This window comes from Streptomyces chumphonensis, from assembly GCF_014779715.1.
Classification (GTDB): Bacteria; Actinomycetota; Actinomycetes; order Streptomycetales; family Streptomycetaceae; genus Streptomyces; species Streptomyces chumphonensis.
Map to the genome: position 1 here is coordinate 73372 of NZ_JACXYU010000014.1, position 24950 is coordinate 98321.

Here is a 24950-nt window from a genome sequence, read left to right on the forward strand (position 1 = left end):
GGTCCGCGCCCGGCGCTAGCCGGACGTGACGCCCGCGACGAGCTCGTCGGCCGCCGCGTAGGGGTCCAGGGTGCCGTGCACGATGCGCTCGGCCAGTGCCCCGAGGCGGCGGTCGCCGTGCAGGTCGGCGATGCGCTCCCGCAGGGCGGTCACGGCGATGGTCTCGACCTCCCGGGCCGCCCTGCGCGTACGCCGTTCGGCCAGGACGCCGCGCTCGTCCATCCAGGCCCGGTGCTTCTCCAGGGCCTCGACGACCTCGTCGACGCCCTCGCCGCGTGCGGCGACGGTCTTGACGATGGGCGGGCGCCAGTCGCCCGGGCCCCGGGACTCCCCGAGACCGAGCATGTGGTTGAGCTCCCGCGCGGTGGCGTCCGCGCCGTCGCGGTCGGCCTTGTTGACGACGTACACGTCGCCGATCTCCAGGATGCCCGCCTTGGCGGCCTGGATGCCGTCGCCCATACCGGGGGCCAGCAGCACGACGGAGGTGTCGGCCTGCCCGGCGATGTCGACCTCGGACTGGCCCACACCGACCGTCTCCACCAGCACGACGTCGCACCCGGCGGCGTCCAGGACGCGGATGGCCTGGGGCGCCGCCCAGGCCAGCCCGCCGAGGTGGCCGCGGGTGGCCATGGAGCGGATGTAGACGCCGGGGTCGGAGGCGTGGTCCGACATCCGGACCCGGTCGCCCAGCAGCGCCCCGCCGGAGAACGGCGAGGACGGGTCGACGGCGAGGACGCCGACCCGCTTCCCGACCTTCCGGTAGGCGCTGACCAGCGCCGACGTCGAGGTCGACTTGCCGACACCGGGCGAACCGGTCAGCCCGACGACGTAGGCGTTCCCCGTCAGGGGGGCCAGGGCCGCCATCACCTCCCGCAGATGCGGGGAGGCCCCCTCCACCAGTGAGATCAGCCGGGCCACCGCCCGTGGCCTGCCCGCACGGGCCTGCTCCACCAGCTGGGGGACGTCCACCGCCATGCGTGCTGCGCTCCTCGCTGCGTCGTCGGCGCCATCGCCGTCGTCGCTGTTGTCGCCGGGCTGCCGTTGTCGCCGGGCCGCCGGTGCTTGCGGGTCCTACTTGCCGGGGACCTTGACGATCAGGGCGTCGCCCTGGCCGCCGCCGCCGCACAGGGCCGCCGCGCCGGTGCCGCCGCCGCGCCGCTTGAGCTCCAGCGCGAGGTGCAGGACGATGCGGGCGCCCGACATCCCGATGGGGTGGCCGAGGGCGATGGCGCCACCGTTGACGTTGACCTTCTCCGCGCCCACCCCGAGGTCCTTCATGGACTGGTGCGAGACGGCGGCGAAGGCTTCGTTGATCTCGATGAGGTCGAGGTCGGAGACGTCCAGGCCGTCCTTGCCGAGCGCGTGCTTGATCGCGTTGGCGGGCTGCGACTGGAGGGAGTTGTCCGGGCCCGCGACGTTGCCGTGGGCGCCGATCTCGGCGATCCACTCCAGGCCCAGCTCCTCGGCCTTCGCCTTGCTCATGACGACGACGGCGGCGGCGCCGTCGGAGATCTGCGAGGCGGAGCCGGCGGTGATCGTGCCGTCCTTGGCGAACGCCGGGCGCAGCTTGCCCAGCGACTCGGCGGTGGTCTCCCCGCGAATGCCCTCGTCCTTGCTGAAGACGACGGGCTCGCCCTTGCGCTGGGGGATCTCCACCGGGGTGATCTCGGCCTCGAAGAGGCCGTTCTTCTGGGCGGCGGCGGCCCGCTGGTGGGAGGCGGCGGCGATCTCGTCCTGCACGCCGCGCTCGATGCCCAGGCGCGTGTTGTGCTTCTCGGTGGACTCGCCCATGGCGACGTTCTCGAAGGCGTCGGTCAGGCCGTCGTGCGCCATGGCGTCGAGCATCTGGACGGCGCCGTACTTGTAGCCCTCGCGGGACTTGGGCAGCAGGTGCGGGGCGTTGGTCATCGACTCCTGGCCGCCGGCCACGACGACGTCGAACTCACCCGCACGGATGAGCTGGTCGGCGAGGGCGATCGCGTCGAGCCCGGAGAGGCAGACCTTGTTGATCGTGAGCGCGGGGACGTTCATGGGGATGCCCGCCTTGACGGCGGCCTGCCGCGCCGGAATCTGTCCGGCACCGGCCTGGAGCACCTGCCCCATGATCACGTACTGGACCTGGTCGCCGCCGATGCCCGCACGGTCGAGGGCGGCCTTGATGGCGAAGCCGCCCAGGTCGGCCCCGGAGAAGGACTTCAGCGAGCCGAGGAGCCGTCCCATGGGCGTACGGGCGCCCGCGACGATCACTGAGGTGGTGCCGGTCGTGCCAGTCATGCTGCGGCCCCTTCGGAGAAGGAAGTGAACGAGGGTTAATCGCCAATGTACTGAGCGGTACCTGGCCAGGTCACCGGTCGGAAGGTGTGACCGTGCGCACGTTGCGTAACCACCTCCGAAGCGTTGTCCTTGTTCCATGTTGACGCGTATCGACCACATCGGGATCGCCTGCTTCGACCTGGACAGGACGGTGGAGTTCTACCGGGCCACGTACGGCTTCGAGGTGTTCCACTCCGAGGTCAACGAGGAGCAGGGCGTCCGCGAGGCCATGCTGAGGATCAACGGGACGGACGACGGGGGTGCCTCGTACCTCCAGCTCCTGGAGCCCACCCGGGAGGACTCGGCCGTCGGCAAGTGGCTGGCCAAGAACGGCGAGGGCGTCCACCACATCGCCTTCGGCACGGCCGACGTGGACGGCGACGCCGCCGCGATCCGCGACCAGGGCGTACGGGTGCTCTACGACGAGCCGCGCACCGGTTCGATGGGCTCGCGCATCACCTTCCTGCACCCCAAGGACTGCCACGGCGTCCTCACGGAGCTCGTGACGTCCGCGCCGCCCACCGCGTCGCACGGCGACTGATCCCCGGTCCGCCCGCCCCGCCCGCCGTCCGGGCGCGCCGCGAACGCGGAACTCGGTAGAGTACGCGCACGGCTAACCGCCGTGGGCCCGTTCCGCGTGCCGCCGATGATCTGACACCATTTCCTCGGAGGCTCTACGGACGGCGCTCCGTGGAGCGATCCCGGACGCCACCGGAACAGCCTGCTCACCTTACCGACCAGGGGACGGATGGGACCGCGCAGTGCGGGGCTACGACCGCTACGAGGCTGACGACCACCTGTCGCGTTTCGAAGCCGAGATGGAACGGCTGAAGAAGGAACGGGACAAGGCGGTCGACCACGCCGACGACCTCGGCTACCAGGTCGAGGTGCTGCGCGCCAAGCTCCACGAGGCGCGCCGGAGCCTCGCCGCGCGCCCGGCCGGGTACGACAACCTGGCCGGACAGGCCGAACAGCTCCTGCGCAACGCCCAGATGCAGGCCGAGCAGCTGCGGGCCGACGCGGACCGCGAGCTGCGCACGGCGCGGGCGCAGGCCCAGCGCGTGCACCAGGAGCAGGCCGAGGCGCAGGCCCGCATGGAGTCCGAGCTGCACACCGAGGCGGTGCGCCGACGACAGCAGCTCGACCAGGAGCTGGCCGAGCGCCGCGCGACCGTCGAGTCGCACGTCAACGAGAACGTGGCCTGGGCGGAGCAGGTGCGGGCCCGCAGCGAGTCGCAGGCCCGGCGGCTGACGGAGGAGGCGCGGGCCGAGGCGGAGCAGACGCTGAACGCCGCCCGCGCGGAGGCCCAGCGGCTCGCGGAGCAGTCCCGGCACCGGCTGACCGAGGAGGCTCAGGGCGCCCGCGCGGAGGCCGAGGCGCTGCTGCGCCGGGCGCGGGCCGAGGCGGAGCGGCTGATGGCGACCGCCTCCGCGCAGGCCCAGGAGGCCACGGAGCACGCGGACCGGCTGCGGTCGGCCTCGGCGGCCGACGCCGACGCCGCGCGCCGGGAGGCCGCCGAGGCCGCGCGGCGCGCCGAGGAGCGGATGCGGGAGGCCGACGAGGCGCTGCGCGGCGCGCGCGCCGAGGCCGACAAGCTCCTGGAGGGCGCCCGCGAGCAGGCCGAGAAGCGGCTGGCGGACGCGGAGGCGCAGAACGAGCAGCGCACCCGGACGGCGAAGGCCCAGATCGCCCGGCTCGTGAGCGAGGCAACCGGCGAGACGGAGGCGGCCAAGGCGGAGGCCGAGCAGCTGCGGGCCGACGCGAGGGCGGAGGCCGAACGGCTGCGGGCCGAGGCCAAGGACCACGCGAAGGCGTCGGCGGCGGAGGAGACGGCGGCCCAGCTCTCCGAGGCGGCCCGCAGCGCCGAGGAGATCGTCGGCAAGGCGTCGCAGGAGGCGCGGGCCACGAAGAAGGCCGCGGCCGAGGAGGCCGAGCGGCTGCGTCGGCAGGCCGAGGAGGAGGCCGACCGGCTGCGCTCCGAAGCCCACGACATCGCGGAGGAGTTGAAGGGGTCGGCGCAGGCCGACACCAAGGAGTACCGGGCGAAGACCGTCGAACTCCAGGAGGAGGCGCGGCGGTTGCGCGGCGAGGCCGAGCAGCTGCGGGCCGACGCCGTCGAGGAGGGCGAACGCCTGCGCGCGGAGGCCCGCAAGGACGCCGTCCAGCAGATCGAGCAGGCGGCCTCCAAGGTCGAGGAGCTGCTGAGCCAGGCCAAGGAGGACGCCGAGCAGACGCGCGACGCCGCCACGACGGAGGGCGAACGCGTCCGCACGGAGGCCATCGAGCGGGCGACGACGCTGCGCCGGCAGGCGGAGGAGCTCGTCGAGCGGGCCCGCGCCGAGGCGGAGGAGCTGCGGCGGGACGCCGAGGAGCAGGCGGAGCGGGCCCGCGCGGACGCCGAGGAGGCCGGGCGCCGGCTGCGCGAGGAGGCGGACGAGCAGGCGGCGCAGACGCTCGCCGAGGCCGAGGCGGAGGCCGACCGGCGGCGCGGCGAGGCGGACGGGAAGCTGACCGCCGCCGAGGAGGAGCTGACCGGGGCCCGCGCGGAGGCGGAGCGGCTGCGCGAGGAGGCCCGCAGCGAGACCGAGCGGCTGCGCACCGAGGCGGCCGAGCGGCTGCGCACGTTGCGGCAGCAGGCCGAGGAGGAGGCCGAGCGGCTGCGCACGGAGGCCACCTCGGACGCGGCGCAAGCGCGCGTCGAGGGCGAGGCGGTCGCCGTCCGGCTGCGCACCGAGGCGGCCACAGAGGCGGAGCGGCTGCGCACGGACGCGCAGGAGACGGCCGACCGGGTGCGGGCGGAGGCGGACACGGCGGCCGAGCGGCTGGGCGCGGAGGCCGCCGAGGCGCTGTCGGCGGCACAGGAGGAGGCGTCGCGGCGGCGTCGGGAGGCCGAGGAGCTGCTGGCGGACGCCCGGGACGAGGCGCACCGCGAGCGCACCCAGGCGCGGGAGCAGAGCGAGGAGCTGCTGGCCTCGGCACGGCGCCGGGTGGAGGAGGCCCAGGGCGAGGCGGCCCGGCTGGTCGGCGAGGCCGAGGAGCGGGCGGCCGGGCTCGTCGCGGCGGCCGAGGAGCACGCGCAGCAGGTGCGGGACGCGGTCTCGGGGCTGCGCGCGGAGGCCGAGGAGGAGATCGCCGGGCTGCGTTCGGCGGCCGAGCACGCCGCGGCGACGCTGCGCCGGGAGGCGGCCGAGGAGACGGACGCCGCGAAGGCCCTGGCCGAGCGGACCGTCACGGACGCCCTGGAGGAGACCGAGCGGCTGCGCACGAGTGCGCAGCGGGAGGCCGACCAGGCGCGGGCGGACGCCGACCGGGTGCGGGACGACGCGCGAGAGGAGGCCGCGTGGAAGCTGGCGGAGGCCGCCGAGCAGGCCGACGAGGTCCGGGCGGACGCCGAGCGGGTGCGCGACGAGGCGCGGGCGGACGCGTCCCGCAGGCTCACCGAAGCCGCCGAGCAGGCCGACGAGTTGGTGGCGGAGGCCCGGCAGGAGGCGCTGCGCACCGCGACGGCCGCCGAGGAGCAGGCCGACACGATGATCGGCGTGGCCCGCACCGAGGCCGAGCGGCTCGTCGGTGAGGCCCGCGCGGACAGCCACGCCATGGTCGAGCGGGCGCGCGGCGACTCCAACACGATGCTGGAGGAGGCGCGCAGGGACGCCGGCGCGATCCGCGAACGCAGCGAGGAGCTGCGCGCCCGGGTGGAGTCGGAGGTCGAGGAGCTGCACGACCGGGCCCGCCGCGAGGCGGCCGAGGCGATGAAGTCCGCCGGGGAGCGGACGGACAAGCTGGTGAAGGCGGCCGAGGAGCAGTTGGCGGAGGCGCGGGAGAAGGCCGAGTCGCTGGTGTCGGAGGCGAAGTCCGAGGCGAGCAGCGTGCGCATCTCGGCGGTGAAGAAGGCCGAGTCGCTGCTGAAGGAGGCGGAGCAGAAGAAGGCCGCCGTCCTGAAGGAGGCCGAGCGGACGCGCGAGGAGGCCCGTGAGGAGGCCCGGCGGATCGTCGCCGAGGGCCGCGCGGAGCTGGACACGCTGGTGCGGCGTCAGGAGGACATCAACGCCGAGATCTCACGGGTGCAGGACGTGCTGGAGGCACTGGAGTCGTTCGAGGTGCCGGGCGCGGGCGGCCGGAGCGGGAAGGACGCCGGGCGCGAGGGGGGCTCCGACGGCAAGGCCGACAAGGCCGACCGGGGAAGCAGGGGCGGCAAGGCGGGCAGGGGCGAGAAGGACGACGGGGTCAAGGCCGGGGCGGGTGCGGGCGGTCCACGATCGGGTGGCAAGCCGTCCTGAGGTCACGGCCGGGCGGTACCCGGGCGCGCACGCCGGAAAGCCACCCGAAAGAGCGCACATTGTCCCCAGCAAACCCCACTCAATCGGCCATCCGCTCGATGACACGCCGCTTCGGCCCCTAGGATTCCGTCTAACACCTCACCGGTCTCTTTCGACAGGAACCCCATGAGCGACACTTCCTCCCCCTTCGGCTTCGAGCTCGTGCGGCGTGGTTACGACCGCGGCCAGGTGGACGACCGCATCACGAAGCTCGTCGCCGACCGTGACAGCGCTCTCTCGCGCATCACCTCGCTGGAAAAGCGCATCGAGGAACTGCATCTCGAGACGCAGAACGCCCAGGCCCAGGTCAACGACTCCGAGCCCTCGTACGCCGGACTGGGCGCGCGGGTCGAGAAGATCCTCAGGCTCGCCGAGGAAGAGGCCAAGGACCTGCGGGAAGAGGCCCGCCGGGCGGCCGAGCAGCACCGGGAGCTGGCGGAGAGCGCCGCGCAGCAGGTCCGCGACGACGCGGAGGCGTTCGCCGCCGACCGCAAGACGAAGGCCGAGGAGGACGGCGTCCGCATCGTCGACGCGGCCAAGGGCGAGGCGTCCCAGCTGCGTTCGGACGCCGAGCGGGACGCGCAGTCCAAGCGCGAGGAGGCCGACGCGCTCTTCGAGGACACGCGCGCCAAGGCCGCCCAGGCCGCCGCCGACTTCGAGACGAACCTCGCCAAGCGCCGCGAGCAGTCCGAGCGCGACCTCGCGTCCCGCCAGGCGAAGGCCGAGAAGCGGCTGGCGGAGATCGAGCACCGTGCCGAGCAGCTGCGCCTGGAGGCCGAGAAGCTGCGCACCGACGCCGAGCGCCGGGCCCGCCAGACGGTGGAAACGGCCCAGCGCCAGGCCGAGGACATCGTGGCCGACGCGAACGCCAAGGCCGACCGCGTCCGCAGCGAGTCGGAGCGCGAGCTGGCCGCCCTCACCAACCGCCGCGACAGCATCAACGCCCAGCTGACCAATGTGCGCGAGATGCTCGCGACGCTCACCGGTGCCGCCGTGGCGGCCTCCGGCGCCCCGATGGACGACGAGGAGGGCGCGGCGAAGAACGTGCCGGCCCAGCAGAGCCGCTGAGCGTCGCCACCGAGGTGACGTCCCGGTTCGTCCCGGGGCGGTTCGTCCCGGGACGAACCGGTCCAAGTGCCGCGCGCGAGTTGGCGCGGGGTGCTTGGACCGTCTAGCGTCGAGCCATGATCGAGCTTGACAGGCTCACGAAGCGCTACGGCACCACGGTGGCGGTGGACCAGCTCACCTGCACGGTCCAGCCCGGTGTGGTCACGGGCTTCCTGGGTCCCAACGGGGCAGGCAAGTCGACCACGATGCGAATGATGCTCGGTCTCGACCGGCCGACGGCGGGTGACGTCCGCATCGACGGCGAGCACTACGACCGGCTGCGCGACCCGCTCAACCACATCGGCGCGCTGCTGGAGGCCAAGGCCGTCCACCCGGGGCGGACGGCGTACAACCACCTGACGGTCCTCGCGCAGTCCAACGGCATCCCGCAGAAGCGGGTGCCCGAGGTGCTGGACCTGGTCGGGCTGGGCTCGGTGGCCAAGAAGCGGCCGAAGGGCTTCTCCCTGGGCATGGGCCAGCGGCTCGGGATCGCCTCCGCCCTGCTGGGCGACCCGAAGATCCTGATGTTCGACGAGCCGGTCAACGGGCTGGACCCGGAGGGCATCCACTGGATCCGCAACCTGATGAAGTACCTCGCCTCGGAGGGCAAGACGGTCTTCGTCTCCAGCCACCTGATGAGCGAGATGGCGCTCACGGCGGAACACCTCATCGTCATCGGCAGGGGCCGGCTGCTGGCCGACACCTCCATGCGGGAGTTCATCAAGGAGAACTCCCGCTCCTACGTCCGGCTGCGCACCCCCGAGCCCGAGCGGATGCGGGACGTGCTGGCGACGGCCGGTCTCACCCCCGTGGCCACCGAGGACGGCGCGCTGGAGGTGGACTCCGTGGAGTCCGACCGGCTCGGTGAGCTGGCAGCCGAACACGGTCTCGTCCTGCACGAGCTGAGCCCGCAGCAGGCCTCGCTGGAAGAGGCGTTCATGCAGCTGACGGCCGAGGCGGTCCAGTACCACGCCCACGGCACGGGGAAGGGAGCCTGACCATGGCGCACACGACTCAGGTCATCCGCTCCGAGTGGACCAAGGCCACCACCGTGCGGGCCACGCTCTGGACGCTGGCCATCGCGTTCCTGGTCACGGTCGTCTTCGGCGTCCTGATCAGCCTGCTGCTGAACAACACCTTCGAGGACCTGCCGGAGCGCGAACGGCTGACCTTCGACCCGGTCCTCACGAGCTTCGCCGGGATGTCGCTCGGTCAGCTGGCGATGATCGCGTTCGGCATCCTGCTCGTGGCCAGCGAGTACAGCACCGGCATGATCCGGGCGTCGCTGGCGGCGGTGCCGCAGCGCGGCCTCTTCATGACGGCCAAGCTCCTCGTGGGCACGCTGCTGGTCCTCGTCGTCGGCATGGTCACCAGCTTCGTCACCTTCTTCCTGGGCCAGGCCGTCCTCGGCGACCTGTCGGTCTCCATCGGCGAGACGAACGTCCTGCGCGCCGTCATCGGCGGCGGGCTGTACATGACGCTGATCGCGGTCTTCGCGATGGGCATCACGTGGGTCCTGCGCAGCGCGCTGCTGGCCTTCTCGATCCTGGTGCCGCTCTTCTTCCTCGTGACGCCGATCCTGGCGAGCATCGAGGCCACGCGCGACGTCGGCTACTGGTTCCCCGACCAGGCGGGCACGGCGATCATGAGCGTGGTCGACACCGGCGAACGCCCGTACGGACCGTGGGGCGGCCTCCTCATCATGGTGCTCTGGACGGTGGCGGCCCTCGTCGCCGGCTACGTCACGCTCAAGAAGCGCGACGCCTAGGCACGCCCGCGCCGCCGCGCGCGGAAGACCGGCGACGGGCCGCCGGGGGTCTCCCCCGGCGGCCCGTCGCCGTTTTCCGCTGTCTGACGGGAACCGTTCAAGGCGGCGGGCGCGTCCTCGTCGTCGGGGGCAGCAACCCATGCCCCGACGCACGTACGGCCAGGGGCGAAGAGCATGATCGAGGCTTTCGGGCTGTCGAAGCACTACGGTGCCAAGACGGCCGTCTACAACCTGTCCTTCCAGGTGCGTCCAGGCATCGTGACCGGCTTCCTCGGGCCCAACGGCTCCGGGAAGTCGACGACGATGCGGATGATCCTGGGACTGGACGAACCGAGCAGCGGCACGGTGACCATCGGCGGGACGTCCTTCCGCCGGCACCCCAACGCCGCCCGGCAGGTCGGCGCCCTGCTGGACGCCAAGGCGCTGCACGGGGGCCGCAGCGCCCGCAACCACCTGCTGTGCCTGGCCCAGCTGTCGGGCATCCCGAAGCGGCGCGTCGACGAGGTGCTGGACATCGTCGGGCTGCGCTCCGTGGCCGGGAAGCGCTCCAAGGGGTTCTCCCTCGGCATGGGCCAGCGGCTGGGCATCGCGGCGGCGCTGCTGGGCGACCCCCGGGTGCTGCTCTTCGACGAGCCGGTCAACGGGCTCGATCCGGAGGGCATCCGCTGGGTGCGGCAGCTGATGAAGCGGCTGGCGGCCGAGGGGCGGACCGTCTTCGTCTCCAGCCACCTCATGAGCGAGATGGCCCTGACGGCCGAGCACCTCATCGTCATCGGGCGCGGGCAACTGCTCGCCGACCAGTCCGTCAAGGAGTTCATCGCCGCCAACTCCGCGGACTTCGCGCGCGTCCGGACGCCGGACACCGAGCCGCAGCTGCGGGAGAAGCTGACGGCCGCGCTCGCCGAGGCGGGTGGCCGGGTGGACCCGGAGGCCGACGGTGCGCTGCGGATCAGCGGGCTGCCGCTGCCCCGGATCAGCGACGTCGCGCACGCGGCGGACATCCGGCTGTGGGAGCTCTCGCCGCACCAGGCCTCGCTGGAGGAGGCGTACATGCGGATGACGCAGGGCGCCGTCGACTACGCCTCCACGGCCGTCCCGGGCGGGCAGCCCGCGGGGCCGGGGCAGCCGCCGCACGGGACGCCCCCGCACGGGATGCCGCCGCACGGCACGGCGCCGTACGCGATGCCGCAGGGCGCGCCGTTCGGCGCCCCGGCGGCACCGGGCGGCGGGTTCGTCCCGCAGCCGCCGCAGCCGCCGCAGACCGGGTTCGGTCCGCCCCCGCAGGGCCCGCCCGCCGCCGCGCCCGCACCCGTCCAGCAGCCCACGTCCGACCCCGAGGACGCCCGATGAGCACGCCCTACGCCGCCCCGCAGGCGGCCCCCGCAGCGCCCGGCCCGCACGGGGGCGTCGACCACCGGCCGGCCCGGCCGGTCGAGCAGAGCACCCATCTGGGCCACGCCATCGCCTCGGAGTGGACGAAGATTCGCTCGGTGCGCTCCACCATCTGGACGCTGGCGGTGATGTTCGCGCTGGTCGTGGGCATCGGCCTGCTCACGGCCCTCGCGCTGGAGTCCGGCCCGTACGCCGAACTGCCGGTGCTGGGCGGCGGGCTGTTCGGCATGATGCTCGGCCAGCTCGCGATCATCACCCTCGGCGTGCTGACGGTGACCTCCGAGTACAGCACCGGCATGATCCGCACCACGATGACGGTGTGCCCGAAGCGGACCCGCGTCCTGACGGCCAAGGCCATCGTCTTCTTCGCGCTGACGTTCGTGATGACGCTGGCCGCGACCAGCCTGACGGCGCTGATCCACTCCGCGATGCTGGAGGGGAAGCCGCTCTCGCCGTATCACGACCTGAACGTCGGCGCGGACCCCTCCCAGGCCGTGGAGACCGCGACGGCGACCTCCCAGCAGTGGCTCCAGGCCACCGTCGGCGTCTCGCTGTTCGTCGCGCTCCTCGGCCTGCTCTCGCTGGCCGTCGGCACGCTGCTGCGCAGCACGCCCGGCGGGGTGACGACGATGCTGGGGCTGGTGCTGCTGCCCTTCCTGATCTCGCTGTTCCTGATGACCGAGAGCACCCGGGAGCTGGGCGACGCGCTGCGCGAGTACTCCATGCTCAACGGGCTCTCGACGCTCTACCACATGCCCTTCGAGTTCACCGAGGACGCGTCGCAGGTCAACGGCTGGCCCCTGCTGGGGCTGCTCGCCGCCGTCACGGCGGCCGCCCTGATCGCCGCCTACGCGCGCATCAGCACGCGCGACGTGTGAGGCCGGGCCCCGGTGCCGGGCGGCGCTGCGCTTCCGCGCCGCCGCTCAGTACCGGGGCGCGTTCCGGGAGCGCCGCACCCGGGCCGCCCTGCGGTCCCGGGCCGACCAGCACGGGCCGTGCCAGTGCCGCCGGTCGTCGACGTCCCCGTCCCGCTGCCAGGCGACGACGTGCGGCGTCCCGGGCGGAAGCAGCTGGTCGCAGCCGGGGCAGCGGTAGGGCTTCCCGGCCGCGCCCCCGCTGACGCGGCGCACCACCCACTCCTCGCCCCGCCAGCTCTCGGTGCTCTCCAGCCCGATGCTCCGCCGTCCTTCCGCCGCGGGACCCTTGCCGTTGCTGACACCGCCGCGTGGGCGGTTGCGACGCGGAGACACGAGACACCTCACGGTTGACGGGACCGGCTGCCGGTCCCGGGGACGCGGACGGTTCCCCAGGGTAGCGGTCCGGCGGCGGTGGACGGCCGATCTCCCGGCGTGCCGGGGGCGCGGCGCACGGCGCGCGCACCTTTGCGCACGCCCGCCGCTCACGCCCGCGCGGACGACCCGGAGGCAAGGTGCGTCACGCGGTCGCACCAGCGGTCGAGGAGGACGCGGTCGTGGCCCACGGCCAGCAGCGCGGCCCCGGTGGCGGCCCGGTAGTCCTCCACCACCCCGACGAGCGCCGCCGTCGTGGACGCGTCGAGCATCGCCGTCATCTCGTCGCAGATCAGCAGCCGGGGCCGCAGGACGAGGGCCCGGGCGACGCAGGCCCGCTGCAGCTGGCCGTCGCTGACCTCGTGCGGGCCCCGGGTCAGCAGGTCCCCGCCGAGCCCGACGGTGGGCGCCAGCTCCGCCAGGCGGTCGGCCACCTCGGCGGCCCGACCGGTGGCCCGCAGCGGCTCGGCGATCAGGTCGCGCAGCGTCAGCCGGGGGTCGGCGGCCTGCCGGGGCTGCTGGAAGACGACGCCGACCGTCGTGCGCAACGCCCTCGGGGCCCGGTGCCGGAACCCGGGGACGGGCGTCCCCGCCAGCCGCACCTCCCCCGCGTCCGGGCGGTGCAGCAGGGCGGCGACGCGGGCGAGGGTGGACTTGCCGCAGCCGCTCGGCCCCAGCAGGCCCACCGCCTCCCCGTCGGCCACGGTGAGGTCGACGTCCCGCAGCACCGGGGTGCGGCGGTCGTATCCGGCGGTGACGGCGCGCAGTTCAAGCATGGGCGGGGTCCAGGGCGTGGTGGCAGGCGAGGCCGTCGGTCAGCTCCGGCCGCCGCGCGCAGGCCGCGGAGGCCCGCCCGCAGCGGGGGGCGAACGCGCAGCCCTCCGGGAGGGCGTCCAGCTCGGGCGGCATGCCGGGGATCGGCGTGAACTCCCGTTCCGGGAGGGCCGCGAGGAGTCCGGCGGCGTAGGGGTGGCGGGGGCCGGGAGAGCCGAAGAAGCCCTTGGCGTCGGCGAGTTCGACCACGCGTCCGGCGTACATCACGGCCACCCGGTCGGCGATGCGGGCGGCGGCGGACAGGTCGTGGGTGATCACCAGCAGGCCCCGCCCGTCGTCGGCGTGGCGGCGCAGCTCGTCCACCGTGCGGTCGACCAGCTCCCGGTCGAGTCCGGTCGTGGGCTCGTCGGCGATGAGCAGCGGCGCGTCCCCGACGAGGGCGAGGGCGGTCGCGGCGCGCTGGGCCAGGCCGCCGGAGAGCTCGTGCGGGTAGCGGTCGAGGTGGTCGCTGGGGAAGGCGGCGCGTGCGGCGGCCGCCGCCACGGCGTCCGGCAGCCCGCTCCCCCGGACGCCGGTCAGTTCGCGGACGGTCTCGGCGAGCTGGGACCGCACCGTGCGGACGGGAGTGAGGTGCCCGGCGGGGCTCTGCGGGATGAGCCCGATGCGGCGACCGCGCACCTCACGGGCGAGGACGTCCTCGTCGGCCGCCAGCAGTTCGCGGCCGTCGGTGTGCACGGCACCCCGCACCTGGGCGTTGCCGGGGAGCAGGCCGAGCAGGGCGGAGGCCAGCACGGACTTGCCGCAGCCGCTCTCCCCCACCAGCGCCAGGCACTGTCCGGCGGCGAGGGTGAAGGAGACGTCACGGACGGCGGCGACGGTCCGGCCGCCGCTCATGCGGAAGCGGACGGAGAGGTCCGCCACCGTCAGCAGGGGCGCGCTCACAGCATCAGCTCCGATCGGCGGCGGGGGTTGATCCGCTCGCGCCAGGCGCCGGCCAGCCCGGCGATGACGAGGGTGGGCACGATGATGAACAGTCCAGGGAACAGCGTGGGCCACCAGTCCCCGGCGAGCAGCGACCCGCGCGCGGCCTCCGTCATCGTGCCCAGGCTGGCCTGGTGCGGGGGGATGCCGAGGCCGAGGAACGACAGCGCCGACTCGTGCCAGATGGCGTGCGGCACCATCAGCACCGCCGCGAGCGCGGCCTGCGGCCAGACGCCGGGCACGAGGTGGCGGACCGTGACGCGCCACCGGGAGGCGCCGCCGGAGACGGCCGCGTCGATGTAGGGCCGCGAGCGCAGGGAGTGGATCTCGGCGCGCACGATGCGGGCCGTGGAGACCCAGTGCGTCAGTCCGACGGAGAGGATGACGGGCCAGACGCCGGGGCGGAACATCGCCACGATGAACACCCCGAGCAGGAGGTGCGGCACCGAGGAGATGCCGTCGACCACGCGCATCACCAGACGGTCCACGGAGCCCCCGAGCGAGGCCGCGAGCGCACCGACGCACACCCCGAGCACGGAGGCGGCCAGGGCCGCCACCAGGCCGACGAGCAGCGAGACGCGCAGCCCGTACACGCAGCGCAGCAGCACGTCGCGCCCGACGTCGTCGGTGCCGAAGGGGTGCTCCCAGGACGGCGGCCGGAGCTTGTTCGCCAGGTCGACGGCCTGCTGGTCCAGCGGGACGAGCAGGGGGACGAGGAGGACGGCGAGCGCGAGCGCCACTCCGAGGACGACGGAGGTGCGCACCCGCAGCGTGCGGTGGTCGCGGCGGCCCCGGCGGGCGGAGGCGGCAGCGCTCCACGGGCCGCCGGAGGCCGGGGTGGGCGGGCCGCCGGGACCCTCGGCGGCGGACGGGTCGGCGGCGGGGGCGGTCACATCTCCTCCAGCGCGACGCGGGGGTCGGCCAACCCGTACAGCAGGTCGGCCATGAGGTTGCCGAGCAGCACCGCCAGGGTGGCGAGCACGGTGAGGGCGGCGAGCAGCGGGAAGTCGCTGGCCGTGGCCGCGCGGACGGTGGCCGAGGCGATGCCGGGCCAGGAGAACACCGTCTCCACGAGCAGGGCTCCGGTGATGAGTTCGGGCACCCGGGAGCCGATGAGGGTCAGGACGGGCAGCAGTCCGGAGCGCAGGGCGTGCCCGTACAGCACCGTGTGCTCCTTCAGGCCCCGCGCCCGCGCTCCGCGCACGGGGTCCTCCCCCAGGGCGTCCAGCACGCCCTGCCGCACGTACAGCACGAACCACGGGGTCTGCGAGAGCGCCAGGACGGCGGCGGGCAGCGCCAGGTGCCGCAGCAGCGACCCCGCCGTGACGGTGTCGCTGTCGGTGTCGGTGAGTCCGCCGGCGGGCAGGACGCCCAGCTGGAGCGCGAAGAGCCACACGGCCAGCAGCCCGAGCCAGAACGGCGGGGCGGCCTGGAGCACGTAGGCGGTGGCGGTGACGCACCGGTCGAGCAGGCCGCCCCGGCGGCGGGCGGCGGCCACCCCGAGGAGGGCGCCGATCACGACGGCCAGGACGAAGGCGACCGCGCACAGCAGCACCGACCAGCCGATGCGTTCGGTGACGACCTGCGCGACGGGCTGGCGCAGGGTGCTGGAGTCCCCGAGGTCGCCGCCGAGCGCGGAGGTGAGCCAGCGCCACCACTGCTCGGTGAAGTGGACGTCCACGCCGAGGTTCTCGCGGAGCTGGGCGAGCGTCGCGGCGTCGGCCCGCAGGGCGGCGTCCCCGGCGTACTGCTTGACGGGGTCGAAGGGTGAGGCGGCGGCGAGGGCGAACAGGCCGAGGGTGACGGCCGCGAGGACGGGCACGGCGGCCAGCAGCCGCCGTCCGGCCAGGCCCGCCATCGGTCGCCACGGCAGGGCGGCGCGCGGGGCGCGGGCGGCGCCGCCCGGCTGCGGACCGTCCCCGGTCGGGGCCGTCGCGCCGTCCGGTGCGGCCTTGGTGAGGGGGACGCCGGGGGTCGGCGCGGTCACTTCCCGCGCCGCCAGTCCTCGATGTTCCACCAGGGGCCGGCACCGAGGCCGTGGTCGTGCGGCTCGACCTGGGTGGTGACGTTCTCCCAGTCGCCGCTCACGACGTACACGTGGTCGATGTGGGTGAGGAAGATGTGGCCGGGGTCGTCGCGCAGCTCGCGCTGCACGGCGTCGTAGGCGGCCTTCCGCACCTCGCGGTCGGCGGAGCGGCGGCCCTCCTCCAGCTTCTCGTCCACGGCGGGATTGGCGTAGCGGGCCATGTTGTGGAAGCCGTCGCCCGCGAGGTCGGAGTGGAAGAGGGTGTAGAGGTCGAAATCCGGGTCGGTGGGGTTGCCGCCCCCGGCGAGCACCGCGTCCTCCTTCATCGCGGGCTCGATGACCTCCCAGGTGCCCGACTCGACGGTGATGTCGACGCCGATCTTCTTGGCGTCCCCGGCGAAGGCGAGCGCGTGCTCCTGACGGACCTGGTCCCCGGCCGGGTACCAGAGCGTGAAGGCGGCCCGGCGGCCGTCCTTGACCCGGACGCCGTCCTCGCCGGGCTCCCAGCCCGCCTGCTCAAGGATCTCCTCCGCCTCGGCGGGGTCGTGCGGACGCTCGGTGCCCTCCGCGAACCACGGGCTGACGGTGGGCACCGCGCCGTGCGCGACCCGGCCCGCGCCGTCGAGGATGTTGTCCACCATCGCGGTGCGGTCGGTGGCGATGTCGAGCGCGCGGCGCACCGCTCGGTCCCCGGTGACCTCGTTCTCCGTGGGCATGGTGACGCCCCGGAAGTCGGCGGAGGTGGCCTCGACGATCTTCCTGCCGTCGCTGTCGGCGAAGGTCCGCGCGAGGTCGGGCGGCAGCACGGCGGCGTCGAGGTCGCCCGAGCGCAGCCGGGTGGCGCGGATGTCGTCGTCGTCGATGACGGCCATGGTGAGCTTCTCGACCTCCGGCTCGCCGCCCCAGTAGTCGGCGTTGGCGCGGAAGCTCAGCTTCTCGCCCCGGCTCCAGGAGGTGAGGACGTAGGGGCCGGTGCCGACGGGCTCGGTGTTGTACGCACCGGTGTTGACGTCCTGCTTCCCGGCCACGGCCTCGGAGGCGATCGGCAGCACGGTGCGCTCGGGGAAGGCGGCGTAGGGGTACTTCAGGCGGAAGACGACGCGGTGGTCGCCTTCGGCGGTGACGCTCTCGATCGCGTCGAGCTCCCCGCGTGCGGGGTTGTTGGTGTCCTCGTCGAGGATCGTCTCGTAGGTGAAGACGACGTCGGCGGCGGTGAAGGGCGTGCCGTCGGAGAAGGCGACGTCCTCGCGCAGGGTGTAGGTGTAGGTGAGGCCGTCCTCGCTCGCCTCCGGCAGCTCGGCGGCGAGCGCGGGCGTGAGCGTGAGGTCGGCGTCGCGGCTCAGCAGGCCGTCGAAGATCTTGGAGTTGCCGTCCTTGCCGTAGCCGAGCAACGGACTCAGGGTCTCCGGTTCGGTGGCGATGCCGACGACGTAGGAGGTGTCGGCCGAGCCCCCGCCGCCCTCGGAGGGCGAGGAACAGCCGGCGGCCCCCAGGAGTACCGCCGCCACCGCGGCGGCCGTCGTGCGTATCCGTCGGCCGGTCATGATCCACACCCTTGCTGAGACGGTGGCGTTATTGCGAACGGTGTGCAATTAAACAGCAGGGAACCGCACGGCGGGAGAGGGGGTGCGGCCCCTTTGTCCCGCTTGCCCGGCGCCGCTGTCACTCGTTCTGCTGATGATCGGACCAACTCGCTGGCGCGAGCGTGCCTTTGGCACGTGTCATGCGTTAGTGCGTTGGGGTGATCGTCGGGTGATCCCCGGTCGGTGCGAGGAGGCGATGACGATGCGGGTGGGTACGTTCGTACTGGCCGCGCAGTTCCCCGGGCAGGGCCAGGGGGAGGCGTTGCACCGGGCGGTGCGGACCGCCACGGCCACCGAGGAGGCCGGGCTGGACGCCGTCTGGCTCGCCGAGCACCACTTCGTCCCCTACGGGACCTGCCCCTCGGCGGCGACGTTCGCGGCCTTCCTGCTCGGCCGCACCCGGCGCATCGGCGTCGGCACCGCCGTCAGCGTCCTCCCCACCGCCCACCCCGTCGCCCTCGGCGAGCAGGCCGCGCTGCTGCACCACACCAGCGGCGGCCGGTTCACCCTCGGCGTCGGGCGCGGCGGGCCGTGGGTCGACCTGGAGGTCTTCGGCGGCGGGCTGGAGGCGTACGAGGAGGGCTACACCGAGGCCCTCGACCTGCTGCTGCGCTGGCTTCGGGAGAGCCGCGTCGACGCGGACGGCCCCCGCTACCGGTTCCGCGAGGTGCCCGTCGTGCCGTGCGCCGCGGAGGCGCTCACCGGGCCGCCCTCGGGCCCGCCCCTCGTCGTCGCCTGCGTCTCCGACGCCTCGGTGCGGTCCGCCGCCCGGCGGGGGCTGCCGATGCTGCTCGGCATGCACTGCGGCGACGAGGAGAAGGCCCGCATGACCGCGCTGTGGCGGCACGAGGCGCTCGCCTCCGGGCGCCCGCCGACGGACGTCGACGCCCTGGCGGCCGAGCACGTCTCGGCCGGTGTCGCGCAGGTGGCCGACAGCCGGGCCGAGGCCGTCGAGACCCTGCTCAAGGCGATGCCGGGCTGGCTGCGGCAGGGGCTCGCGGCCCATGTCACCGTGGACGGCCGCACGCGCGCCATGCGAGATCCGGTCGCCTACACGGAGCTGCTGTGCGACCTCCATCCCGTCGGCCCGCCCGACCTGTGCGCGGAGCGGCTGGCGCGGACGGCCGAGCGCACGGGTATCCGCCGCTTCGCCCTGCTCGCCGAAGGGTCCGGCGACCTCACGACCACCGAGGCGAACGTCCACCGCCTCGGCGCCGACGTGCTGCCGCTCCTCGGCTCCGAGGAGCGGCGGCAGCCGGTGGGAGCCGTCAGCAGTCCCGGAGGACCGGGGACTGGTTGAGCAACTGCCCCCGCACGGAGGTGAAGCGCTCCAGGCGCTCGTCCGCGGAGGCGTCGAGCGGGAACACCGCCACCCGGTGGCAGTTCTGGAAGGCGAGCCGCACCCCGAAGTGCCGCTCCAGCGCCCCCCGTATCGCGTCACTGGCCAGCGCCCGCAGGAGCTGACCGCGCGCCTGCTCGTCCGGCGGCGGGGTCTGGTTGTCGGCGAAGTCCCCGCCGTCGACCTGGAGTCGGGCGACGAGGGAGCTGACCATCTCCCATGCGTAGGGAAGGGAGTTCTTGACGCAGTCGACGAAGGCGGCTTCGTCGACCTCGCCTCGCTCGGCCTGTGCCAGGAGGGCCGGTGAGACGTCGAGCGACATGGGGTTCTCCTCTCGCGGCCCCGGACGGACCCAGGGCCGTACGGACGGAACAAGGGACCCCGCCCGTCCTGCGTATGTCGTTCGGCGACGCCCCCATCACCTACCGTAAGGCCGCGAGGGGCGCCCGACCATAGGGTTGCGCACACAACAGGCCACGCATGAACGGGGAGAAGCAGGGGCGAATCGCTCCGGCGTGCGGGGGTCGAGTAGCGTGCGCCCATGCGTCTCGTCATCGCCCGCTGCTCGGTGGACTACGCCGGCCGGCTCACGGCCCACCTCCCCCCGGCACCCCGGCTGATTCTGGTCAAAGCCGACGGCTCGGTATCCGTCCACGCCGACGACCGGGCCTACAAACCCCTCAACTGGATGTCTCCCCCGTGCACGCTCAAGGAGGCCGAGGACGGGGTGTGGACCGTGGTGAACAAGGCGGGCGAAAAACTGATCATCACGATGTCGGAAATCCTCCACGACTCGAGTCACGAGCTGGGGACGGACCCGGGACTCATCAAGGACGGCGTCGAGGCGCACCTCCAGGAACTGCTCGCCGACCGCATGGAGACCCTCGGCACGGGCTGGTCCCTGATCCGCCGTGAGTACCCGACGGCCATCGGCCCCGTCGACATCCTGGGCCGGGACGGGGACGGGGCGACCGTCGCCATCGAGATCAAGCGCCGGGGCGAGATCGACGGCGTCGAACAGCTGACGCGGTATCTGGAACTCCTCAACCGCGACCCCCGTCTGGCGCCCGTGAAGGGCGTGTTCGCGGCCCAGGAGATCAAGCCGCAGGCGCGCGTCCTCGCGGGCGACCGGGGCATCGACTGCGTGACCCTCGACTACGACGCCCTGCGCGGGATCGACGACGAGAAGCTGCGGCTGTTCTGACGGCGGCCGGGCCGCCGGCCGGGGCGGGCGGCACCGGGTCAGACGATCCGGCCCTCGGCGTCCTGCGTGGTGGACACGTCGCCGCCGCTCGTCGTCGGCTCCGGCTCCGGCCCGGCGGCCGACGTGCCGGAGGTGGTGTCGCCGGTGCCGCCGCCGTCCGCCGTGCCCCCGCCGTCCGCGCCACCCGTCTCGCCCGAAGGCTCGTCCGTGGGTTCCTCGGTCGGGCTCTCCTCCTCGGTCGGCTCCGGCGAGGTCGGCTCCTCCGAGGGCTCCTCGCTCGGCTCCTCCGTGGTCGGGTCGTCGGTCGGCTCGCCGCCGCCGGTGCCGCCGGACCCGCCGCCGGAGTCGCCGGGGGTGTCGGGGGACGCGTCGTCCTCGGACGGGGACGAGCCGCTCTCCGCGGGGGTCTCCTCGGACGCGGCCTCCGTGGGTGACCCCGAGGGTCCGCCGTCGTCCGTCGGCCCACCGCCGGGCGAGGAGGGGCCCGTCGAGGAGTCCTCGGCGTCGGTGGGCGAGGGGCTGTCGACGGCCGGGTCCCGGCCGTCGTCGATGTCGTACGTGCTGGAACGATCCGGCTGCACACGGTCACCGGGGCCGCCGGAATCGTCGGAAAGGTTGCTGAGCGTCACCACCGTGCCCAGCACGATCGCGAGAACCGCACCGGCGGCGGCCGCGACGACGTTGCGCCGGGTGCCGGTCAGCATGAGCGTGCGGGCCGCCCGGGTGTCGCCGTCGGGCGCCCCGGCCCCGCCCACGGTCGGCAGGGTGCTGGTCCCGAAGTCCCGCGCGCCCGACGCCGGGGGGCCCGACAGCGGGGCGACGGAGGGGACGACGGCGGTGTCGGCCTCGGCCCCGGCGGGCGGTGGGGCGGCGGCCCCGAGGGCCAGCGGCGTGCCGAGGGCGTCGGCGACGAGGGCCAGCGCGCGACGGCTGGCGAAGGAGCCGTCGCGGTCGGCGAGGCGGCCCCGCAGCTCCGTCGCCGTCTCCAGCTCGGTGCGGGCGCGGTGCGGGTCGCCGACACACAGGGCGTGGACGCCCAGCTCGTGGTGGAAGTAGGTCTCCTCGGCCAGCTCGCCGGCCTGGACGGCGGCCTCGACACCCGCCGTGAGGACGCGCTGCCACGCCGACCAGCGCCCGGCCGCCGCGAAGACGGGGGCGGCCGTGTGGGCCAGGAGGACGGCCGTGCTGTCGTGTCCGGCGGCGCGGGCACCGGCGACGGCGGCGAGGAGGGTGTCCGCCTCGGTGGCCACCCGCTCCGGGGTGACGGACGGGTGGCCGGCCCACCAGGCGTAGTGCTGGGCTGCGGTGCGGGCCCGCACGCCCGCGTCCTCGTCGTACCCGGCGGCGGCGAGCTGTTCGGTGACGCCCGCCGTGAGGCGGTAGTGCGCGCCGGCGGCGGTGGCGAGGCCCGTGGACGTCAGCTCGGCGAGCGCCGCGTCGGCGTGCTGGTCGTCGAGGAGGGCCGGGAGGTGGGCCGCCTGGGGGACGGCACCGCCGAGCGCCACGGCGAAGCGCAGCACCTCGCGGCCCTGGTCGCTCAGGGTTCCGGCCAGCTCCGCGGCGGTCACCGAGGCGACGGAGAGCGACGCCCCGTCGTCCTCCGCCGCCGGGTCGAGGGTGACGGCCTTGTCGAGGGAGACGGCCGCGTCGTCCTCCTCCGCGTCCGGGGCCCCGCGCCGCCGCAGCAGGGCGGCCGCCTGGACGAAGCGCAGCGGCAGGCCCTCGGACTCGAACCACAGGTCGCCCGCCCAGTCGGCCTCCTGCTCCCGCAGCGGACGGCCGGCGGCCGTCTCCAGCAGCTCGACACAGGCGGTGCGGCTGATGCCGCGCAGGAAGACCTCTTCGAGGTCCGAGCCGGGGGCGGGGGCGGCGACGTCGGGGGTGGCGGAGAGCAGGAAGGCGCACTCGGGGGTGGCGTCGAGCAGCTCCTCCAGCGCCTCCCCGCCGAACTGGAGGTCGTCCAGGACGACGACGGCCCCGACGTCCGCGAGGAGGTCGAGGAGCCGGTCGTCCTGCGGCCGGTGCCGGGAGGTCTTGTAGACGGTGGCGTACAGCTCGTACAGCAGGTCGCCGACGCCGCGCCCGTGGCCGCTCAGCCGAACGACGCCGTCCGGGGCCAGGTCGGCGCAGTCGGCCGCGACGGCGTCGAGCAGGGCGGTGCGGCCGGCGCCGGAGGGCCCGCTCAGCCGGACGGACCGGCCACGGGCGAGGAGCCGGACGAGACGCGCACGCTCCTCGTCCCGCTCCAGCAGGGGCAGCTCCAGCGCGGCCTCGCCGACGGGGGCGGGCGGCGTCGCGGTGCGCCGGCGCTCGGCGCGCTGCTCGGGCGTGCGGCGGCGCGGCGCGGTGGGCCCGCGGTCCGGCGGACATGGCTCGATCTCGCTGCCGTCGACGGGGTTGACGGTCAGCAGGTAGTCACCGGCGACCAGTTGGACCGTCCGGGCCAGAGCTCCGCTGTCGTGGCTCTCGCGGCCGTCCGTGTCCTCAGGTCCACCGTGGGGCGGGTGCATGGTGAAAGTCCCCCAGATGCGGTGTGCGGTACTCCCTGGGCCCTTCCCGGCAGTGAAGCGAACCCTAGACGCCGGTGGGGCCCCGATACAGCCCGACCCCCGCGCGTGGGCGGAATCGTCATGGCTTTGTGAGCGTTTCGCCCTCGATCGCGAGGATGCGGTGCAGCCGGGTCGCCACCAGGAGGCGCTGCATCTGCGGCGGGACGTCCCGCAGCACCAGGCGCCGGCCGCAGCGCCCGGCGCGGCGGTGGGCGCCCATGATGACGCCCAGGCCGGTGGCGTCCCACGAGTCGAGCCGGGCGAGGCTGAGGACGAGGTCCCCGTTGCCGCCGTCGAGCGCGGTGTGCAGGGCGGATCGGGCGTCCGCTGCGCTGCGCACGTCGAGGCGTCCCCCGACGTACAGCTCGGCGTGGTCGCCCTTGATCTGCATAACCCGCTCCCGGTGCCCGTGGCTCTTACGCTGCGTGAACCTTCATATCCGAATGTCTCACCACACCTGACCGTGGGTCCGGTGGTGAAGTTGCTGTCCGTGGGTGAATCGATACGGAATTCACCCCGTCGGGTGACGGGTCCCGCCGTCCGGCGGCGTGGGCCGCTCAGTAGCGGTAGTAGCCCTCGCCGCTCTTGCGGCCCAGGTCGCCCGCGTCGACCATGCGGCGCATCTGCTCGGGCGCCGCGAACTTCTCGTCCTGCGACTCGGTGTAGATGTTGTTCGCCGCGTTGAGCAGGATGTCGATGCCCGTGAGGTCGGCGGTGGCCAGCGGGCCCATCGCGTGCCCGAAGCCCAGCTTGCAGGCGATGTCGATGTCCTCGGCGCTGGCGACACCCGACTCGCGCAGTGTGGCCGCCTCGACCACCAGGGCGGTGATGAGCCGGGTGGTGACGAACCCGGCGACGTCCCGGTTGACCACGATGCAGGTCTTCCCCACGCCCTCGGCGAAGTCGCGGGCGGCGGCCAGGGTCGCGTCGCTGGTCTTGAGACCGCGCACCAGCTCGCACAGCTGCATCATCGGCACCGGCGAGAAGAAGTGGGTGCCGACGACCCGCTCGGGGCGGCGGGTGGCGGCGGCGATCTTGGTGATCGGGATGGCGGAGGTGTTGGACGCCAGGACGGCCTCGTCCTTCACCAGGCCGTCGAGCGTGCGGAAGATCTCCTGCTTGACCTCCAGCTTCTCGAAGACGGCCTCCACGACGACGTCGGCGTCGGCGGCGGCGTCGAGCTCCGTCGTGGTGGTGATCCGGGCGAGCGCGGCCTCGGCGTCCTCGGCGGTCAGCTTCCCCTTGGCGACGAACTTCGCGTAGGAGGCCTCGATGCCGCCCCGGCCCCGGGCCAGCGCCTCGTCGGTGACGTCACGCAGGACGACGTTCCAGCCCGCCTGGGCGGAGACCTGCGCGATGCCGGAACCCATGAGTCCGGCTCCGATGACGGCGAGCTTCCTGGCTACCAACGTCGTGTCCCCTCATAAAACAGTCACCTGTGCGTGCTCTCAGGCGGACCATAGCGTCCGTGAGCGGGGCGTGGGTGGCGAAGAGATGCGTGTCACGTCTCACCAGACGGACATCACATCGGATCGTTATCGCCCGTGCGCTCCCGGCCAGTTGACGGCCCGGACCGGTCCCCCGATCCGTCGGCCGGGCCACGGCCGGGCGGACGCGGAGCCCGCCGGAACGCGGGCGTCCGCGCGCGGCACGGCGGGTCGGGGCGGGCGGCCGGCCCGCCACGGCCCGCTCCCGACCGGACGCCCGGCCGGGCTAACCTCGGCCCCATGGTCAACCTGACGCGCATCTACACCCGCACCGGCGACGACGGCACGACGGCGCTGGGCGACATGAGCCGCACGCCGAAGACGGACACCCGCATCTCGGCGTACGCCGACGCGAACGAGGCAAACGCGGCGATCGGCGTGGCCATCGCCCTCGGCGACCTGGCGGAGGACCTCGTCACGGTCCTCACCCGGGTGCAGAACGACCTCTTCGACGTCGGCGCCGACCTCTGCACGCCCGTCGTGGAGGACCCGAAGTACCCGCCGCTGCGAGTCGAGCAGACGTACGTGGACCGGCTGGAAACCGACTGCGACACCTTCCTCGCGGAGGTGGAGAAGCTGCGCAGCTTCATCCTGCCGGGCGGGACGCCCGGAGCCGCCCTGCTGCACCAGGCGTGCACGGTCGTCCGCCGCGCCGAACGCTCCACCTGGGCGGCGCTGGCCGAGCACGGCGAGACGATGAACCCCCTCACGGCGACCTACCTCAACCGGCTCTCGGACCTGCTCTTCATCCTGGCCCGGACGGCGAACAAGGCCCGGGGCGACGTCCTGTGGGTGCCCGGCGAGAACCGCTGAGCCGAC

At 74.0% G+C, this 24950-nt stretch carries 22 protein-coding genes; 10 read left to right on the plus strand and 12 right to left on the minus strand.

Annotated elements, in window-relative coordinates; translation table 11 throughout:
- Positions 1-15: 15 nt before the first annotated feature.
- Both meaB and IF129_RS21680 read right to left on the minus strand, forming a co-directional pair.
- On the minus strand, positions 16-975 hold the full coding sequence (gene meaB / locus IF129_RS21675) for a methylmalonyl Co-A mutase-associated GTPase MeaB (RefSeq protein WP_191211454.1): 960 nt from the start codon (positions 973-975) through the stop codon (positions 16-18).
- A 96-nt stretch (positions 976-1071) separates the two neighbouring features.
- The gene (locus IF129_RS21680) at positions 1072-2274 is read right to left on the minus strand and encodes an acetyl-CoA C-acetyltransferase (protein ID WP_191211455.1); all 1203 of its coding nucleotides are present in this window, start codon (positions 2272-2274) and stop codon (positions 1072-1074) included.
- A gap of 136 nt (positions 2275-2410) precedes the next feature.
- Between IF129_RS21680 and mce the strand changes: the two genes are divergently transcribed.
- From mce to IF129_RS21715, 7 genes are all read left to right on the plus strand, one after another.
- Positions 2411-2854, plus strand: coding sequence for a methylmalonyl-CoA epimerase (gene mce / locus IF129_RS21685; RefSeq protein ID WP_191211456.1), 444 nt, complete (start codon positions 2411-2413; stop codon positions 2852-2854).
- Between the two features lie 220 nt (positions 2855-3074).
- Positions 3075-6593 (plus strand): polarized growth protein Scy, encoded by a 3519-nt coding sequence (gene scy / locus IF129_RS21690; protein ID WP_191211457.1) that lies wholly within the window; start codon positions 3075-3077, stop codon positions 6591-6593.
- A gap of 165 nt (positions 6594-6758) precedes the next feature.
- Complete coding sequence (locus IF129_RS21695; protein WP_191211458.1) at positions 6759-7700, plus strand: coiled-coil domain-containing protein; 942 nt, start codon at positions 6759-6761, stop codon at positions 7698-7700.
- A gap of 116 nt (positions 7701-7816) precedes the next feature.
- Complete coding sequence (locus IF129_RS21700; RefSeq protein WP_191211459.1) at positions 7817-8737, plus strand: ABC transporter ATP-binding protein; 921 nt, start codon at positions 7817-7819, stop codon at positions 8735-8737.
- Positions 8738-8739: 2 nt separating this feature from the next.
- Complete coding sequence (locus tag IF129_RS21705; protein WP_191211460.1) at positions 8740-9507, plus strand: ABC transporter permease subunit; 768 nt, start codon at positions 8740-8742, stop codon at positions 9505-9507.
- Between the two features lie 174 nt (positions 9508-9681).
- Positions 9682-10857 carry an ABC transporter ATP-binding protein gene (locus IF129_RS21710; RefSeq protein WP_191211461.1) on the plus strand — a complete coding sequence of 392 codons (1176 nt, stop codon included), beginning with the start codon at positions 9682-9684 and terminating at the stop codon, positions 10855-10857.
- On the plus strand, positions 10854-11777 hold the full coding sequence (locus IF129_RS21715) for an ABC transporter permease (RefSeq protein ID WP_191211462.1): 924 nt from the start codon (positions 10854-10856) through the stop codon (positions 11775-11777). Before IF129_RS21710 ends, IF129_RS21715 begins: the two co-directional genes overlap by 4 nt.
- A 45-nt stretch (positions 11778-11822) precedes the next feature.
- Here the strand turns inward: IF129_RS21715 and IF129_RS21720 are convergent, their stop codons facing one another.
- The 6 genes from IF129_RS21720 to IF129_RS21745 all read right to left on the minus strand — a co-directional run bounded on the left by IF129_RS21720 (position 11823) and on the right by IF129_RS21745 (position 17513).
- The gene (locus tag IF129_RS21720) at positions 11823-12149 is read right to left on the minus strand and encodes an ATP/GTP-binding protein (protein WP_191211463.1); all 327 of its coding nucleotides are present in this window, start codon (positions 12147-12149) and stop codon (positions 11823-11825) included.
- Between the two features lie 149 nt (positions 12150-12298).
- Positions 12299-12964, minus strand: a complete 666-nt coding sequence (locus IF129_RS21725) for an ABC transporter ATP-binding protein (RefSeq protein WP_191211464.1) — start codon at positions 12962-12964, stop codon at positions 12299-12301.
- Positions 12957-13856, minus strand: coding sequence for an ABC transporter ATP-binding protein (locus IF129_RS21730; RefSeq protein WP_191211518.1), 900 nt, complete (start codon positions 13854-13856; stop codon positions 12957-12959). The genes IF129_RS21725 and IF129_RS21730 overlap by 8 nt, the downstream gene beginning before the upstream one ends.
- A 44-nt stretch (positions 13857-13900) precedes the next feature.
- Complete coding sequence (locus IF129_RS27005; protein WP_191211465.1) at positions 13901-14836, minus strand: ABC transporter permease; 936 nt, start codon at positions 14834-14836, stop codon at positions 13901-13903.
- On the minus strand, positions 14833-15801 hold the full coding sequence (locus tag IF129_RS21740; RefSeq protein WP_191211519.1) for an ABC transporter permease: 969 nt from the start codon (positions 15799-15801) through the stop codon (positions 14833-14835). The genes IF129_RS27005 and IF129_RS21740 overlap by 4 nt, the downstream gene beginning before the upstream one ends.
- Positions 15802-15926: 125 nt before the next feature.
- A complete protein-coding gene (locus IF129_RS21745) occupies positions 15927-17513 on the minus strand; it encodes an ABC transporter substrate-binding protein (protein WP_191211466.1) in 1587 nt (528 codons plus the stop codon).
- A gap of 241 nt (positions 17514-17754) precedes the next feature.
- On the opposite strand from IF129_RS21745, the gene IF129_RS21750 reads away from it, so the two are divergent.
- A complete protein-coding gene (locus IF129_RS21750; RefSeq protein WP_191211520.1) occupies positions 17755-18852 on the plus strand; it encodes an LLM class flavin-dependent oxidoreductase in 1098 nt (365 codons plus the stop codon).
- Here the strand turns inward: IF129_RS21750 and IF129_RS21755 are convergent.
- Positions 18821-19213, minus strand: coding sequence for an SCO5389 family protein (locus IF129_RS21755; RefSeq protein ID WP_191211467.1), 393 nt, complete (start codon positions 19211-19213; stop codon positions 18821-18823). The two genes, IF129_RS21750 and IF129_RS21755, sit on opposite strands and share 32 nt — an antisense overlap.
- Positions 19214-19432: 219 nt before the next feature.
- Here IF129_RS21755 and nucS point away from each other — a divergent pair, with 219 nt between their 5' ends.
- Complete coding sequence (gene nucS / locus IF129_RS21760; protein WP_191211468.1) at positions 19433-20095, plus strand: endonuclease NucS; 663 nt, start codon at positions 19433-19435, stop codon at positions 20093-20095.
- Positions 20096-20133: 38 nt separating this feature from the next.
- Here the strand turns inward: nucS and IF129_RS21765 are convergent, their stop codons facing one another.
- The 3 genes from IF129_RS21765 to IF129_RS21775 form a co-directional block, all read right to left on the minus strand.
- On the minus strand, positions 20134-22605 hold the full coding sequence (locus tag IF129_RS21765) for an ATP-binding protein (RefSeq protein WP_191211469.1): 2472 nt from the start codon (positions 22603-22605) through the stop codon (positions 20134-20136).
- A gap of 118 nt (positions 22606-22723) precedes the next feature.
- Positions 22724-23035 (minus strand): STAS domain-containing protein, encoded by a 312-nt coding sequence (locus IF129_RS21770; RefSeq protein ID WP_191211470.1) that lies wholly within the window; start codon positions 23033-23035, stop codon positions 22724-22726.
- A 166-nt stretch (positions 23036-23201) separates the two neighbouring features.
- Entirely contained in the window at positions 23202-24053 is an 852-nt protein-coding gene (locus tag IF129_RS21775) for a 3-hydroxyacyl-CoA dehydrogenase family protein (protein ID WP_224755364.1), read from the minus strand.
- Between the two features lie 318 nt (positions 24054-24371).
- Between IF129_RS21775 and IF129_RS21780 the strand changes: the two genes are divergently transcribed.
- Positions 24372-24944, plus strand: coding sequence for a cob(I)yrinic acid a,c-diamide adenosyltransferase (locus IF129_RS21780; protein WP_191211471.1), 573 nt, complete (start codon positions 24372-24374; stop codon positions 24942-24944).
- The last annotated feature ends 6 nt before the right edge of the window (positions 24945-24950 follow it).

What these genes read in the sequence shown, in the direction of transcription:
- meaB (WP_191211454.1), bottom strand. Translation starts at nt 975, where the DNA reads ATGGCGGTGGACGTCCCCCAGCTGGTGGAGCAGGCCCGTGCGGGCAGG.
- IF129_RS21680 (WP_191211455.1), bottom strand. Translation starts at nt 2,274, where the DNA reads ATGACTGGCACGACCGGCACCACCTCAGTGATCGTCGCGGGCGCCCGT.
- mce (WP_191211456.1), top strand. Translation starts at nt 2,411, where the DNA reads ATGTTGACGCGTATCGACCACATCGGGATCGCCTGCTTCGACCTGGAC.
- IF129_RS21695 (WP_191211458.1), top strand. Translation starts at nt 6,759, where the DNA reads ATGAGCGACACTTCCTCCCCCTTCGGCTTCGAGCTCGTGCGGCGTGGT.
- IF129_RS21700 (WP_191211459.1), top strand. Translation starts at nt 7,817, where the DNA reads ATGATCGAGCTTGACAGGCTCACGAAGCGCTACGGCACCACGGTGGCG.
- IF129_RS21705 (WP_191211460.1), top strand. Translation starts at nt 8,740, where the DNA reads ATGGCGCACACGACTCAGGTCATCCGCTCCGAGTGGACCAAGGCCACC.
- IF129_RS21710 (WP_191211461.1), top strand. Translation starts at nt 9,682, where the DNA reads ATGATCGAGGCTTTCGGGCTGTCGAAGCACTACGGTGCCAAGACGGCC.
- IF129_RS21715 (WP_191211462.1), top strand. Translation starts at nt 10,854, where the DNA reads ATGAGCACGCCCTACGCCGCCCCGCAGGCGGCCCCCGCAGCGCCCGGC.
- IF129_RS21725 (WP_191211464.1), bottom strand. Translation starts at nt 12,964, where the DNA reads ATGCTTGAACTGCGCGCCGTCACCGCCGGATACGACCGCCGCACCCCG.
- IF129_RS21730 (WP_191211518.1), bottom strand. Translation starts at nt 13,856, where the DNA reads ATGAGCGGCGGCCGGACCGTCGCCGCCGTCCGTGACGTCTCCTTCACC.
- IF129_RS21740 (WP_191211519.1), bottom strand. Translation starts at nt 15,801, where the DNA reads ATGGCGGGCCTGGCCGGACGGCGGCTGCTGGCCGCCGTGCCCGTCCTC.
- IF129_RS21745 (WP_191211466.1), bottom strand. Translation starts at nt 17,513, where the DNA reads ATGACCGGCCGACGGATACGCACGACGGCCGCCGCGGTGGCGGCGGTA.
- IF129_RS21750 (WP_191211520.1), top strand. Translation starts at nt 17,755, where the DNA reads ATGCGGGTGGGTACGTTCGTACTGGCCGCGCAGTTCCCCGGGCAGGGC.
- IF129_RS21755 (WP_191211467.1), bottom strand. Translation starts at nt 19,213, where the DNA reads ATGTCGCTCGACGTCTCACCGGCCCTCCTGGCACAGGCCGAGCGAGGC.
- nucS (WP_191211468.1), top strand. Translation starts at nt 19,433, where the DNA reads ATGCGTCTCGTCATCGCCCGCTGCTCGGTGGACTACGCCGGCCGGCTC.
- IF129_RS21765 (WP_191211469.1), bottom strand. Translation starts at nt 22,605, where the DNA reads ATGCACCCGCCCCACGGTGGACCTGAGGACACGGACGGCCGCGAGAGC.
- IF129_RS21770 (WP_191211470.1), bottom strand. Translation starts at nt 23,035, where the DNA reads ATGCAGATCAAGGGCGACCACGCCGAGCTGTACGTCGGGGGACGCCTC.
- IF129_RS21780 (WP_191211471.1), top strand. Translation starts at nt 24,372, where the DNA reads ATGGTCAACCTGACGCGCATCTACACCCGCACCGGCGACGACGGCACG.